The sequence below is a fragment of the Ideonella oryzae genome (assembly GCF_024055665.1).
Classification (GTDB): domain Bacteria; phylum Pseudomonadota; class Gammaproteobacteria; order Burkholderiales; family Burkholderiaceae_C; genus Ideonella; species Ideonella oryzae.
Map to the genome: position 1 here is coordinate 106,642 of NZ_JAMXMC010000004.1, position 14,562 is coordinate 121,203.

Here is a 14,562-nt window from a genome sequence, read left to right on the forward strand (position 1 = left end):
ACCCTGCACAGCACTGGGTCATCGGAGATTCGGGGTCGAACTTGAGTGGCAAAGTCCCGCAACGATGCTCGGTCACACCCCTTCACGCACCATCTGGCTCCATCCCCATGCGCCCGCCAAGCCGGCGCTGGGCACGACCTGCAATGGCTGCGGCGTGTGCTGCGCATTGGATCCCTGCCCCGCGGGGGCAATGCTCAGCCGTCGGTTTCGCGGAGCCTGCACCGCGCTGCGGTGGAGCGACAAGGACCAGTGCTACCGCTGCGGCTTGCTCAGCGCACCGGACGAGGTGCTGGCCCGCTGGCCTGGGCCCTTGCGCAGATGGATCAGCCGCCACGCCGCACGCTGGATCGCCAGCGGTCAGGGCTGCGATGCCGACTGGACGCCGGAAGACCCTGCCTCCCCGCCTGCGCCATGAAAAAGGGCGCCCGAAGGCGCCCCTGGCAGCACACGCAGTCACTTCGGCCTCACAGGGCCTTGATCAGCTCCGGCACGGCCGTGAACAAATCGGCCTCCAGGCCGTAGTCGGCCACCGAGAAGATCGGCGCTTCGGGGTCCTTGTTGATCGCCACGATCACCTTGGAGTCCTTCATGCCGGCCAGATGCTGGATGGCGCCGGAGATACCGCAGGCCACGTACAGCTGCGGCGCGACGATCTTGCCAGTCTGACCCACCTGCCAGTCGTTGGGCGCGTAGCCGGCGTCCACCGCGGCGCGGCTGGCACCCAGCGCGGCGCCCAGCTTGTCGGCCAGGGGCGTCAGCACCTCGTTGAACTTCTCGCTGCTGCCCAGCGCCCGACCACCGGAAACGATGATCTTGGCGGCGGTCAGTTCAGGACGATCGCTCTTGGTGACTTCACGGCCAACGAAGCCGCTCTTGGCGTTGGCGGCCACGGCAGCGACGCTCTCCACGGCGGCAGCGCCACCGGTGGCGGCCGCGTCGAAGGCGGTGCCGCGCACGGTGATGACCTTGACCGCGTCGGCGCTCTGCACCGTGGCGATGGCGTTGCCGGCGTAGATGGGACGCTCGAAGGTGTCGGCGCTCACCACCTTGGTGATGTCGGTGATCTGTGCCACGTCGAGCTTGGCGGCGACGCGGGGCGCCACATTCTTGCCACTGGCGGTGGCCGGGAACAGGATGTGGCTGTAGCCCGAGGCAATGGCCAGCACCTGGGCGGCCAGGTTCTCGGCCAGGCCTTCGCCCAGGCCCGCGCCATCGGCGTGCAGCACCTTGGCCACGCCAGCGATCTGGGCGGCGGCCTGTGCAGCGGCGCCAGCGTTCTGACCGGCCACCAGCACATGCACCTCGGCGCCCAGTTGGGTCGCGGCAGTGACGGTGTTCAGGGTCGCGCCCTTGATCGACGCGTTGTCGTGTTCAGCAATGACGAGGATGGCCATGTTCAGATCACCTTGGCTTCAGTCTTGAGCTTGGCCACCAGGGTGGCGACATCCGGCACCTTGATGCCCGCGCTGCGCTTGGCCGGCTCGGCCACGCTCAGCGTCTTGATGCGCGGGGCCACATCCACGCCGAGGTCGGCCGGCTTGACGGTCTCCAGCGGCTTCTTCTTCGCCTTCATGATGTTGGGCAGCGTGACATAACGCGGCTCGTTCAGGCGCAGGTCGGTGGTGACCACGGCCGGCAGGCTCAGCTTGAGAGTCTCCAGGCCGCCATCCACCTCGCGGGTGACGGTGGCAGTCCCGTCGGCGACTTCGACCTTCGAAGCGAAGGTGGCTTGCGGCAGGTCGGCCAGCGCGGCCAGCATCTGGCCGGTCTGGTTGCAGTCGTCGTCAATGGCCTGCTTGCCCAGGATGACCAGGGCCGGCTGCTCCTTGTCGACCAGGGCCTTGAGCACCTTGGCCACAGCCAGCGGCTGCAGTTCGGCATCGGTCTCGACCAAGATGCCACGATCGGCGCCGATGGCCATGGCCGTGCGCAGGGTTTCCTGGCACTGCGCCACGCCGCAGGACACGGCCACCACCTCGGTGACCACGCCCTTTTCCTTCAGGCGCACCGCCTCTTCGACGGCGATCTCGTCAAAGGGGTTCATGCTCATCTTCACGTTGGCCAGATCCACCCCCGTGCCGTCGGACTTCACGCGTACCTTCACGTTGTAGTCGACGACGCGCTTGACGGCTACCAGTACCTTCATTTCGCGTTGCTCCTGTCGGATCGTTTGAGTGATTTGACGTTTACGTAAACTGTCAGGATTCTAGGACCTGCCCCGAGATGCGCCAAGAGGTGCACGCGGGATACTGTCCCACCAGCGATCCACAAAATCGCACGGTCGTTCTATTTTATGCTGCCACGGTGGCGCTGCGGCTCACGTATGCTTGGGGAGAACCCTAGGTCGAGCCCATCACCGACCCCGCTCTCGCACCATGCCCGATCCTCTTTCCCCCGTCCCGCCCATCGGCATTTTCGATTCTGGCGTGGGCGGCCTGTCCGTGCTGCGCGCGTTGCGCCGCCGTCGCAGCGACATCCCACTGCTCTATGTGGCCGACTCCGGCCACGCTCCGTATGGCGATCGCGATCCGGCCCACGCGCTGCAGCGCTCCATTCGGGTCACGGAACATCTGATGGCTCAGGGCGCCCGCCTGATCATCGTGGCCTGCAACACCGCCACGGCGCGAGCGATCGACACCCTTCGCCAGCGCTACCCTGACATCACCTGGGTGGGCGTGGAGCCCGGCGTGAAACCTGCCGTGCGTCACAGCAACAATGGCCGTATCGGGGTGCTGGCCACGCCGTCCACGCTGAGCAGCCCACGCTTTGATTCGCTGATCGACCGTTTCGCCCAGGGCTGCGAAGTCATTCGGGTGCCCTGCAAGGGCCTGGCGGCCGCCATCGAGACCGGCGGCCCATCCGACCCGGCCCTGGATCCGCTGCTGGACCGCTATTGCGCGCCGGTGGTCCACGCGGGCGCGGACACCGTCGTGCTGGGTTGCACGCACTATCCCTTTGTGGCGGAGCGCATCGCGGCACGGCTGGGGCCGCAGGTCCAGTTGCTGGACACGGCCGACGCCGTCGCAGCACACGCCTTGCACCTCTGGCCCCACTGCAGCGGCCAACGGCTCCCGCGCGAAACCATCGCCCCTGTCCGGCTCGAAACAACGGGCGACGCGACCGTACTCGCGCGCCTGGCCCACGAGGGCCTGGGGCTGAATGTACCCGTCCACACCATTGATCTTTGAACAAGCCCCTGGGTGGCGCGCCGTGGTGCCCGGAACCGGGTTCGAACCGGTACGCCCTGTGAGGGGCGGCGGATTTTAAGTCCGCTGCGTCTGCCTGTTCCGCCATCCGGGCTCGGGGCGGGATTATCGCGGCCGGTCAGGCCACTGCTGCGCCGAGGCAATAAAAAAGGGAAGCCGAGTGGCTTCCCTTTTTGGAGAGACTGGAGCGGGAAACGAGGCTCGAACTCGCGACCTCAACCTTGGCAAGGTTGCGCTCTACCAACTGAGCTATTCCCGCTTGGGATCACCAAGCCGTGAGGCTTGGCGCCGGCCCCGCACGAAGCGTGACCGTTTGGTGTCTGGAGCGGGAAACGAGGCTCGAACTCGCGACCTCAACCTTGGCAAGGTTGCGCTCTACCAACTGAGCTATTCCCGCGTTGCGTCTTCAATCTTGGAGGCGCGATCCAGAGTCGAACTGGACTAGACGGATTTGCAATCCGTTGCATAACCGCTTTGCTATCGCGCCTTCGAAACCGAAGGCTGTGTCACGCCAGCTGCCACCCGATGAAAAAGGGAAGCCGGGGCTTCCCTTCGGAATCTGGAGCGGGAAACGAGGCTCGAACTCGCGACCTCAACCTTGGCAAGGTTGCGCTCTACCAACTGAGCTATTCCCGCATGGCTCCTGACGGAACACGTTTCCTGAACTGTGTTTGGTGACACCGACACGGCAGTTTCTGATTTCTCAGACATTCCCGCGTCGCATCAGGAAAGCACGCATTATAGGCACGCTTTTAAGGTCTCGGCAAGCCCTCTGTCAAAAGCAGATGGGCCTGCCGTGGCCGTCACTCAGTGCGGCCGAACGTCCACCGTCCCGGCCGCCGCTGGGGCTTCGGCCGGAGCAGCAGGCGCCGCCGCAACCGGCTCCTCGTCCGGCAGGGGCGCCGGCACACGCTCCAGCGCGACCTCCAGCACCTTGTCGATCCAGCGCACCGGCACGATCTCGAGCTGGCTCTTGACGTTGTCCGGAATGTCCTGGAGGTCCTTGACGTTGTCCTCCGGGATCATCACCAGCTTGATGCCGCCCCGGTGGGCCGCCAGCAGCTTTTCCTTGAGGCCACCGATGGCGGTCACCTCGCCGCGCAACGTGATTTCGCCGGTCATGGCGACATCCGCCCGCACCGGGATGCCCGTGAGCGCCGAGACAAACGCCGTGGTCATCGCCGCACCGGCACTGGGACCATCCTTGGGCGTGGCGCCATCGGGCACGTGAACGTGCACGTCGCGCTTCTCGAAGAGCTCGTCCTTGATGCCCAGACGGCGCGAGCGGCTGCGCACCACGGTGCGTGCAGCCTCGACCGACTCCTTCATCACGTCGCCCAGCGAACCGGTGCGGATGATGTTGCCCTTGCCCGGCATGGCCGTGGCTTCGATGGTCAGCAAATCGCCGCCCACTTCCGTCCAGGCCAACCCGACCACCTGCCCGACCTGGTTGGTCTTCTCGGCACGGCCGAAGTCGTACTTGCGCACCCCCAGGAAGTCGTGCAGGTTCTCGTCCGTCACCACCACCTTGTCGGCGTAGGTCTTGAGCAGCAGACCCTTGACCACCTTGCGGCAGATCTTGGAGATCTCGCGCTCGAGCGAACGCACGCCAGCTTCACGGGTGTAGTAGCGGATGATGCCGCGGATGGCGCCTTCAGTGACCTCCATCTCGTCGTCCTTCACGCCGTTGTTCTTGGCCTGCTTGGGCAGCAAGTACTTCTGCGCGATGTGGAGCTTCTCGTCCTCGGTGTAGCCCGACAGGCGGATGACCTCCATCCGGTCCAGCAGGGCCGGCGGGATGTTCATCGAGTTCGAAGTTGCCACGAACATCACATCAGACAGGTCGAAATCGACCTCGATGTAGTGATCGCCGAAGGTGTGGTTCTGCTCGGGATCGAGCACCTCCAGCAGGGCCGACGACGGGTCACCACGGAAATCCATGCCCAGCTTGTCGATCTCGTCGAGCAGGAACAGCGGATTGCGCGTGCCAACCTTGGTCAAGCTCTGCAGCACCTTGCCCGGCATGGAGCCGATGTAGGTGCGGCGGTGCCCCCGGATCTCGGCCTCGTCGCGCACGCCGCCCAGCGCCATGCGGACGAACTTGCGGCCCGTGGCGCGGGCCACAGACTGCCCCAGCGAGGTCTTGCCCACACCAGGGGGCCCCACCAGGCACAGGATGGGCGCCTTGACCTTGTCCACGCGCTGCTGCACAGCAAGGTACTCGAGGATGCGGTCCTTGACCTTCTCCAGGCCGTAGTGGTCCTCGTTGAGCACCTCCTCGGCCAGACCCAGGTCGTGCTTGATCTTGGTCTTGCGGGACCAGGGCAGGCCGATCAGCGTGTCCAGGTAGTTGCGCACCACCGTGGCCTCGGCCGACATCGGCGACATCAGCTTGAGCTTCTTGAGCTCGGCCTCGGCCTTCTTGCGTGCCTCCTTGGGCATGCGGGCCGCGGTGATTTTCTTCTCCAGCTCTTCCAGGTCGGCGCCTTCTTCGCCGTCGCCCAGTTCCTTCTGGATGGCCTTGACCTGCTCGTTCAGGTAGTACTCGCGCTGGCTCTTCTCCATCTGGCGCTTGACGCGGCCACGGATGCGCTTTTCCACCTGCAGGATGTCGACCTCATGTTCGAGCTGCTCCAGCAGCTTTTCCAGCCGCTGGGCCACGTCGAACAGGTCCAGCACCGACTGCTTGGATTCGAGCTTGAGCGGCAGGTGAGCCGCGATGGTGTCGGCCAAACGGCCCGGATCGTCGATGCCGGCGATCGAGGTGAGGATCTCCGGCGGGATCTTCTTGTTGAGCTTGACGTACTGGTCGAACTGCTGGGTCACCGCGCGGCGCAGGGCCTCGACCTCGGGAGTCGGCTCGCCGGCCGGCTCCACCGGCAGCACCTCGGCGACGAAATGCTCGCCGGCATCGCTGACGCTCTGAGTGTGGGCGCGCTGCACGCCTTCGACCAGCACCTTCACGGTGCCATCGGGCAGCTTGAGCATCTGCAGGATGCTCGACACGCAGCCGACGCTGAACAGGTCCTCGGCCCGCGGCTCGTCCTTGCCGGCAGCCTTCTGGGCCACCAGCATGATCTGGCGACCGGCATCCATCGCGGCCTCAAGGGCCTTGATCGACTTGGGGCGACCCACGAACAGCGGAATGACCATGTGGGGGAACACCACCACGTCCCGCAGCGGCAGCAGCGGCAGCGTGGTCGGTTCCGGGGGGAGGATGGGATGTCCTGACATGGATTGCCTCACTTTCTCGAACCCACATGGGGCCCGAGGGTTGGATTGCAAGAAGCCGGACGCATCAGGGGGCTGACCGCCCGGCGTGGAAGGACATTCAGACTCAGGCGCTGGCCTTGGCCTGTTCCCTGTAAACCAGCAGGGGCTTGCCGCCCTCTTCGATGATGTGCTCGTCGACCACGACCTTGGCCACGCCGTCGAGGGTGGGCAGCTCGAACATGGTGTCGATCAAGGCACCCTCCATGATGGAGCGCAGGCCGCGCGCGCCGGTCTTGCGCTTGAGCGCACGACGGGCAATGGCGCTCAGCGCGGTCGGACGAATCTCCAGCTCCACGCCATCCATCGAGAACAGCTTCTGGTACTGCTTGAGCAGCGCGTTCTTCGGCTCGACCAGGATCTGGATCAGCGCCTCCTCGGTCAACTCGCCCAGCGTGGCGACCACCGGCAGGCGGCCGACCAACTCGGGAATCAGGCCGAAGCGCACCAGATCCTCGGGCTCGACGTTGCGGAAGACCTCAGAGACCCGCTTCTCGGACTTGCTGTGCACCGTGGCTCCGAAGCCGATGCCGGACTTCTCGGTGCGGTTCTGGATGACCTTTTCCAGACCGTCGAAAGCCCCGCCGCAGATGAACAGGATGTTGGTCGTGTCGATCTGCAGAAAGTCCTGGTTCGGGTGCTTGCGCCCGCCCTGCGGCGGCACGCTGGCCATGGTGCCTTCGACCAGCTTCAGCAGGGCCTGCTGCACGCCCTCACCCGACACGTCGCGGGTGATCGACGGGTTGTCGGCCTTGCGGGAGATCTTGTCGATCTCGTCGATGTACACGATCCCGCGCTGCGCCCGTTCTACGTCGTAGTTGCAGTTCTGCAGCAGCTTCTGGATGATGTTCTCGACATCCTCACCCACATACCCCGCCTCGGTCAGCGTGGTGGCGTCGGCGATCACGAACGGCACGTTCAGCAAGCGTGCCAACGTCTGGGCCAGCAGGGTCTTGCCGGAGCCGGTGGGGCCGATGAGCAGGATGTTGCTCTTGGCCAGTTCCACCTCGTCCTTGCTCGCGCCCATGTGCCTGAGGCGCTTGTAGTGGTTGTAGACCGCCACCGAGAGCGTGCGCTTGGCCGTCTCCTGCCCGATCACATACTGGTCCAGACTGGACTTGATCTCGGACGGGGTGGGCAGATCCGACTTGGCCGGGGACTTGGCCGAGCTGGGCTCGGCCGGGGTCTCGTCCCGGATGATGTCGTTGCACAGCTCGATGCACTCGTCGCAGATGAAGACCGAAGGTCCCGCGATGAGCTTTTTGACCTCGTGCTGACTCTTCCCGCAGAAAGAGCAGTAGAGGACTTTTTCGCCAGAGGCGCCTTTCTTGTCAGACATGGATATGTGCCTGGGCTGTGCTAAATAACCGTGGAGGGATGATAGAGCAAGCGCCGATCAGCCCCGTTTCTCCAGAACCTGGTCGATCAGACCATAGCTCTGGGCTTCGGCGGCGGACATGTAGTAGTCGCGCTCGGTGTCGGCCTGGATCTTCTCCAGGGGCTGGCTGGTGCGCTCGGCCAGGATGCGGTTGAGCTGCTCGCGGGTCTTCAGGATCTCGCGGGCATGGATCTCGATGTCCGTGGCCTGGCCCTGGGCGCCGCCCAGCGGCTGGTGGATCATGACCTTGCTGTTGGGCAGGGAGAAGCGCTTGCCCTTGGCGCCCGCGGCCAGCAGGAAGGCGCCCATGCTCGCGGCCATGCCGATGCACAGCGTGGACACGTCCGGCTTGATGAACTGCATGGTGTCGAAGATCGACATGCCGGCGCTGACGCTGCCGCCCGGAGAGTTGATGTAGAACGAGATGTCCTTGTCGGGGTTCTCGCTCTCCAGGAACAGGAGCTGTGCCACCACCAGATTGGCACTCTGGTCATTGACCGGCCCCACCAGGAAGACGATGCGCTCACGCAGCAGGCGCGAGTAGATGTCGTAGGCGCGCTCGCCGCGCCCCGACTGCTCGATGACCATGGGAACCATGCCGAGGGCTTGGGTGTCCAGTGCGCTCATGGAACTCCTTCAGGAAGAATGGTGACGGTTGTCCTGCTGCCCATTATGTCGCCGCAGAAAAACCGTGCGATCGAAGAAAAAAAGCCCGGCCAACAGGCTCGGGCGATTCTTCAGGGGGCCGGCCGATCCAACCGCCCCCTCACGGACTTGATCAGGCTCAAGCCGTCATCAGCTCGTCGAAGGGCAGCGCCTTGTCGGTGACCTTGGCCTGGGCCAGCACAAAGTCGGTGACGTTGTTCTCGATGACCACGGCTTCCACCTCGGCCATGCGCTGACGGTCCGACAAGTACCAGCGCACCACCTCGGCCGGCTTCTCGTAGGACTGGGCCATTTCCTCGATGTGGGCCTGCAGCTGCTCCGGCTTGGCTTGCAGATTGTTGGCACGCACCAGTTCGCCCACCACCAGGCCCAGGCGCACGCGCTTCTCGGCCTGCGGCGCGAAGATCTCGGCCGGGATCGGGGTGTTGTCGGCGTCCTTGACGCCGCGCTGCTTCAGGTCCTCACGGGCACCGGACACCAGGCGCTCGGTTTCGGCGGTGATCAGGGCCTTGGGCAGGTCCAGCTCGGCCACCTTGACCAGGGCATCCATCACGGCGGCCTTGTTGCGGGCCAGCACGCGGAACTTGACCTCGCGCTCCAGGTTCTTCTTCACGTCGGCGCGCAGGGCTTCGACGGTGCCGGCCTCAATGCCCAGGGACTTGACGAAGTCCTCGGTCACTTCGGGCAGGTGCTGGGCCTCGACCTTCTTCATGGTGACCAGGAAGTCGGCTTCCTTGCCGGCCACATCCTGGCCGTGGTAATCGGCCGGGAACTGCAGCGGGAAGGTCTTGGACTCGCCGACCTTCATGCCGCGCACCGCGGCGTCGAACTGCTCCAGCATCTGGCCTTCACCGACCAGGAACTGGAAGCCCTCGGCCTTGCCGCCCTGGAAGGGCTCGCCGTCGATCTTGCCTTCGAAGTCGATGGTGACGCGGTCGCCGGCCTCGGCGCCCTGGTCAGCCGGACGCTGGGCGAAGGTGCGGCGCTGCTTGCGCAGGATGTCCACGGTCTTGTCGATGGCGGCGTCGTCCACGTCGGCGGTCACGCGCTCGACTTCAGCGGTCGACAGATCACCCAGCTTCACCTCGGGATAGACCTCGAAGGTGGCGTCGAAGGCCATCTGGCCTTCGGGCGCTTCGTCCTTCTGGGTGATGTTGGGCACGCCGGCCACACGCAGCTGGGCTTCGTTGGCGGCCTGGGCAAAGGCTTGACCCAGCTTGTCGTTCATGACTTCGTACTGCACCGAGTAGCCGTAGCGCTGGGCCACGACCGACATCGGCACCTTGCCGGGGCGGAAGCCGTCGGCCTTCACGGTACGGGCCAGCTTCTTCAGGCGGGCTTCGACTTCGGAGTTGATCTCGCTGGCCGCCAGCGTCAGGGTGATGCGGCGTTCGAGCTTCTCGAGGGTTTCAACGTTGACTGCCATGGTGCGAACTCTGATGTTGCGTGTACGAAAACGTCATGGGGGTGGTGCGCGGAGCCGGACTCGAACCGGCACGCCCGTGAAGGCGTCAGGACCTAAACCTGGTGCGTCTACCAATTTCGCCACCCGCGCATTCCCGGAACGGCGCGACGACATCGACTGCCGCCGGCACGCCGGACCTGTCCCGATGACTGTTGTGTCGGAGCGGGCACCCGCGCCCTTTTCAGGCGCGAGCATCCACCCCGGGCGAACCGGTAAACCGCGTATTCTATCGATCAACCGGGCCACCGGGTGCCGAGGGGCACCCGGGATGGCAAAAAGTGGCTCAGGAGGCCGGCTTGGCCAGGTCCTTGGACGGATGCCGCACGCGGAACCAGGCGGCGTACATGGCCGGCAGCGCCAACAGGGTCAGCGCGGTGGCGGCAATCAGCCCGCCCATGATGGCCACCGCCATCGGGCCCCAGAACACGCTGCGCGAGAGCGGGATCATGGCCAGCACCGCGGCGGCGGCCGTCAGCACGATGGGCCGGAAGCGTCGCACGGCCGACTCGACGATGGCCTCCCAGGCCGGCACGCCACGCAAACGGTCCTGCTCGATCTGATCGATCAGGATCACCGAGTTGCGCATGATCATGCCCACCAGGGCGATGAAGCCCAGCATGGCCACGAAGCCGAAGGGCCGGTCCAGCAGCAACAGCGCGGCGGCCACGCCGGCAATGCCCAGCGGCGCGGTCAGCACCACCAGCATCGCACGCGAGAAGCTCTGCAGCTGCAGCATCAGCAGCGTCAGCATCAGGAAGGCCATGACCGGCAGACCGACCATGATGGAGCCCTGCCCCTTGGCGCTCTCCTCCACCGCACCTGCCAGCTCGATGCGCATGTCCGGCGGCATGCGCTGCTGCAGGGCCTGCAGTTGGGGCCACAGGGCCATGCTCACGGTGGCGCCCTGCACCCCCTCGATCACATCGCCCTGCACGGTGATGGCGTACTTGCGGGCGTCCCGCCAGAGCACGCCAGGTTCCCAGCCCTGCTCCCAGTGGGCGATCTGGCTGAGCGGAATGGCCCGGCCGCCGCTGGTGGCCACGTAGGTGCTGTCCAGCTGACTGACACTGTGGCGCTCCTCGGGCGGCTGGCGCAGCACGATGCCGATCAGACGGTCCTTCTCGCGGTACTGGCCGATGGTGCGCCCGCTGAACAGCGTCTGCGTGGCCTGGGCGATGGACTGGCTGGTGACGCCCAGGGCGCGGGCCTTGTCCTGATCGACCGACAGGCGCACGGAACGCACGGGCTCGTTCCAGTTGTCGTTCACCCCGCGCATGCGGGCGTCCGCACGCATCAAGGCCTTGACCTCGTCGGCCCAGTGGCGCACGGCCTGGGTGTCGTCCCCCAACACGCGGAACTGCACCGGGTAGGCCACGGGCGGCCCGTTGGGCAGCAACTTCACCCGCCCCCGCACTTCCGGGAACTCGGTCGCCAGCAGTTCGGGCAGGCGCTTGCGCAGCGCCTCGCGGGCCGCCAGGTCCTTGCTCAGCAGGATGAGCTGGCTGACGTTGGTCTGCGGGAAGATCTCATCGAGCGGCAGGTAGAAGCGCGGCACGCCACGGCCCACCCAGGCGGCCACGGACGCCAACCCCTGCTCCTGCAGCATGCGCTGCTCAAAGCGGCGGGCGACGCGCTCACTGTCCTGGATGGTCGAGCCCTCGGGCAGCCACAGGTCCACCAGGATCTCCGGCCGGCTGGAATCGGGGAAGAACTGCTGCTGCACCCGGCCCATGCCCGCCACGCCCAGCGCGAAGACCAGCACCGTGATGCCGATGGTCCACCAGCGATGCCCCACGCACCAGTTCACCGCGGCGCGGAAGCGGCTGTAGAACGGTGTATCGAACAGCTCGTGCTCGCCCCCTTCGGCATGAACGGCCTTGGTGCGCAGCAGCCAGGCGCCCAGGTAGGGCACGAAATAGACCGACACCACCCAGGAAATGACCAGGGCCGCTGCGGTCACGGCGAACATCGCGAAGGTGTACTCGCCCACGGTGGACTTGGCCATGCCGATGGGCAGGAAACCGGTGGCGGTGATCAGGGTGCCGGTCAGCATCGGCATCGAGGTCACCTCGTAGGCATGGGTGGCGGCGTGCAAGCGGTCGTAGCCCTCCTCCAGCTTGCGCACCATCATCTCGACCGCGATGATCGCGTCGTCCACCAGCAGGCCCAGCGCCACGATCAGCGAGCCCAGCGAGATCTTGTGCAGGCCCACGCCCCAATAGAACATGGTGACGAAGGTGATGGCCAGCACCAGCGGGATGGTGATGCCCACCACCAGGCCCGGCCAGACATCGATGCGCAGCGGCCGCGCGTGCAGCCCCAGGCTCAGAAAGCTCACCGCCAGCACCACCACCACCGCCTCGATCAGCACGTGGACGAACTCGTTGATCGAGTGACTCACCGCTTCGGGCTGGTTCTGGATCTGCCCCAGCGTCACCCCCACCGGCAGTTCGGCCTGAAGGGCCTTGACTTCCTTCTGCAGCGCCTCTCCCAGCGCGATGATGTCCCCGCCCTTGGCCATCGAGACACCCAGCGCCACCACCGGATGCCCCTGGAAGCGCACCAGGGTGGTCGGCGGGTCCACATAGCCCCGGTGGATGTCCGCGATATCACCCAGCTTGATCGTGCTCGCGGCGCCCGTCGTCGGGTTGACCGCCCGGATGGGCATCTGGCGCAGCGCATCGATGGAATCCAGCGCGCCCTGCACCCGGATCTGCACATTGCGGTGGCCGGTGTCCACCACGCCAGCTGCGGCTACCGCATTCTGCGCATTGAGCTGGGACACCACCTGGTTCATGTCCAGGCCCAGCTGGGCCAGCCGCCGCGCCGAGATCTCGACCTTCACCTCCTCGGTCTGCACGCCAAACAGCGCCACCTTGGCCACGCTGGGCACCCGCAGCAGACGGGAGCGCACGTTCTCGGCGAACACCCGCAGTTCCTCGTCCGAGAAGCCGTCCGCGGAGAGCGCGAAGATGGAGCCGTAGACATCCCCGAAGTCGTCGTTGAAGTACGGGCCCTGCACGCCCGAGGGCAGCGTGGGCGCCATGTCGCCGATGCGCTTGCGCACCTGGTACCAGGCCTCGCTCACGTCCTTGGGTGGAGTCGAGTCCTTCACCTGGAACAGGGTCAGCGACTCGCCCGGCTTGGTGTAGCTGCGGATGGTGTCCGCGTAAGGCACTTCCTGCAGGGTGCGCTCGATCTTGTCGGTCACCTGCTCGGCCACCTGTTGTGCCGTGGCGCCGGGCCAGTAGGCCTGCACCACCATGGCCCGGAAGGTGAAGGGCGGATCCTCGTCCTGTCCCAGCTGGAAGTAGGCGAACAGGCCCAGCACCATCAGCACCACCATCAGGTAGCGCGTCAGGGGCGCATGTTCCAGCGCCCAGCGGGAGACATTGAAGCGCTCGCGGCGCGGCTCTTGCGTCGGTTCCATCGTGTGTCCCGCCCTCGATCAGCGGGAAGCCGCCATCGCGGGCGGTGCCACGAAGCGCTTGACGACCTGCCCCGGTGCGAGCAGGTGGGTGCCGGCGGTCACCACCTCGTCGCCGGCCTTCAGGCCCGAGGCCACGATCACTTCAGCACCTTCCGTGCGAGCCAGCTTCACCGGCTGCAGCCGCACGCTCAGCGAGGCTCCATCCAGCAGCCACACGGCGTCCTGTCCGTTCTGACTGAACAAGGCCGTCAGGGGCAGGCGAATGACCCCGGACTCCTCGGCCCGGGGAAGAGACACCGTCGCGGTACGTCCCAGCCTCAGCTTGGCGGCGCCGACATCGGCCTTGGCCAGGAAGGTGCGCGTGACCGGGTCCGCCGCCGCGGCCACTTCCCGCAGCGTGGCAGGCCAGCGCTCGTCGCTGCCCCAGGCCTTGACGCTCACCGCACCGGCGTGCCCAAGCAGCGCCCGCGCCGCATCCACCTGGGTTTCTGGCAAGGCGAACACCGCGTCGCGCGGCCCCTCCTGAGCCAGCCGCAGCACCGGCGTGCCGGCCGCCACCACCTGTCCCGGCTCCGCAGACACGGCGGTGATCACCCCGGCGGCGTCGGCACGCAGCACCGCGTAGTCGGCCTGGTGGCGCTGGACCTGGTTCTGGGCGCGGGCCTGGTCCCACTGGGCGCGCGCGGATTTCTCGGCCGTCTGGTAGCGCTCCAATTCCGCCGCACCAATGAAGCCCTGGGCATACAGGGACTGGAAGCGCTGCAGATTGGCCGCGGCCAGGTCCAGGTTGGTCCGCGCCGCGGCTTCAGCCGCCTGTGCCGATGCTTGGCCCAGCTGCAGATCCTGCGCATCCAACCTGGCCAGCGCCTGGCCCGGCTTCACCGCCTGACCCAGGTCGACCAAGCGCTCCACCAGCTTCCCACCCACGCGAAAGCCCAGATCGGATTCGGTGCGGGCGCGGATCTCGGCCGCATACTCCACCTGCGGCCGGGCATCCGCCTGGCCCAGCTTCAGCGTGCGCACCGCACGCACCGGCTCGGGTGCCACTGGTTTGGGCGCACATGCCACCAGCAGTGCGGCACACAGCGCCGTCGTCACGGCGAGGCCTTGGCGAAACGGAAGAATCGTCATGGAGGATGGGGCGGGA

Annotated in this window: 9 protein-coding genes and 6 tRNA genes; 1 reads left to right on the forward strand and 14 read right to left on the reverse strand. The window is 66.2% G+C overall.

The window, feature by feature from the left end:
* Positions 1 to 464: 464 nt before the first annotated feature.
* Positions 465 to 1,394, reverse strand: coding sequence for an electron transfer flavoprotein subunit alpha/FixB family protein (locus M0L44_RS07350; protein ID WP_252769001.1), 930 nt, complete (start codon positions 1,392 to 1,394; stop codon positions 465 to 467).
* Positions 1,395 to 1,396: 2 nt separating this feature from the next.
* Positions 1,397 to 2,146, reverse strand: a complete 750-nt coding sequence (locus M0L44_RS07355; RefSeq protein WP_252769002.1) for an electron transfer flavoprotein subunit beta/FixA family protein — start codon at positions 2,144 to 2,146, stop codon at positions 1,397 to 1,399.
* Between the two features lie 229 nt (positions 2,147 to 2,375).
* Between M0L44_RS07355 and murI the strand changes: the two genes are divergently transcribed.
* Positions 2,376 to 3,188, forward strand: coding sequence for a glutamate racemase (gene murI, locus M0L44_RS07360; RefSeq protein ID WP_252769003.1), 813 nt, complete (start codon positions 2,376 to 2,378; stop codon positions 3,186 to 3,188).
* A gap of 23 nt (positions 3,189 to 3,211) precedes the next feature.
* Here murI and M0L44_RS07365 read toward each other — a convergent pair.
* The 12 genes from M0L44_RS07365 to M0L44_RS07420 form a co-directional block, all read right to left on the reverse strand.
* A tRNA-Leu gene (locus M0L44_RS07365) sits at positions 3,212 to 3,300 on the reverse strand.
* An 89-nt stretch (positions 3,301 to 3,389) separates the two neighbouring features.
* Positions 3,390 to 3,465 (reverse strand) — tRNA-Gly (locus M0L44_RS07370).
* A gap of 62 nt (positions 3,466 to 3,527) precedes the next feature.
* Positions 3,528 to 3,603, reverse strand: a tRNA-Gly gene (locus M0L44_RS07375).
* Positions 3,604 to 3,619: 16 nt separating this feature from the next.
* A tRNA-Cys gene (locus M0L44_RS07380) sits at positions 3,620 to 3,693 on the reverse strand.
* A 73-nt stretch (positions 3,694 to 3,766) separates the two neighbouring features.
* Positions 3,767 to 3,842: transfer RNA gene (locus M0L44_RS07385), tRNA-Gly, on the reverse strand.
* Positions 3,843 to 4,013: 171 nt separating this feature from the next.
* Entirely contained in the window at positions 4,014 to 6,440 is a 2,427-nt protein-coding gene (lon, locus tag M0L44_RS07390; protein WP_252769004.1) for an endopeptidase La, read from the reverse strand.
* Positions 6,441 to 6,543: 103 nt separating this feature from the next.
* On the reverse strand, positions 6,544 to 7,815 hold the full coding sequence (gene clpX / locus M0L44_RS07395; protein WP_252769005.1) for an ATP-dependent Clp protease ATP-binding subunit ClpX: 1,272 nt from the start codon (positions 7,813 to 7,815) through the stop codon (positions 6,544 to 6,546).
* A gap of 57 nt (positions 7,816 to 7,872) precedes the next feature.
* The gene (gene clpP, locus M0L44_RS07400; protein WP_290429042.1) at positions 7,873 to 8,481 is read right to left on the reverse strand and encodes an ATP-dependent Clp endopeptidase proteolytic subunit ClpP; all 609 of its coding nucleotides are present in this window, start codon (positions 8,479 to 8,481) and stop codon (positions 7,873 to 7,875) included.
* Positions 8,482 to 8,638: 157 nt separating this feature from the next.
* Positions 8,639 to 9,946, reverse strand: a complete 1,308-nt coding sequence (gene tig / locus M0L44_RS07405) for a trigger factor (RefSeq protein WP_252769006.1) — start codon at positions 9,944 to 9,946, stop codon at positions 8,639 to 8,641.
* Between the two features lie 42 nt (positions 9,947 to 9,988).
* Positions 9,989 to 10,075: transfer RNA gene (locus M0L44_RS07410), tRNA-Leu, on the reverse strand.
* A 193-nt stretch (positions 10,076 to 10,268) separates the two neighbouring features.
* Positions 10,269 to 13,415, reverse strand: a complete 3,147-nt coding sequence (locus M0L44_RS07415) for an efflux RND transporter permease subunit (RefSeq protein WP_252769007.1) — start codon at positions 13,413 to 13,415, stop codon at positions 10,269 to 10,271.
* 18 nt (positions 13,416 to 13,433) lie between these two features.
* Positions 13,434 to 14,513 carry an efflux RND transporter periplasmic adaptor subunit gene (locus tag M0L44_RS07420; protein WP_252769008.1) on the reverse strand — a complete coding sequence of 360 codons (1,080 nt, stop codon included), beginning with the start codon at positions 14,511 to 14,513 and terminating at the stop codon, positions 13,434 to 13,436.
* Positions 14,514 to 14,562: the final 49 nt, after the last annotated feature.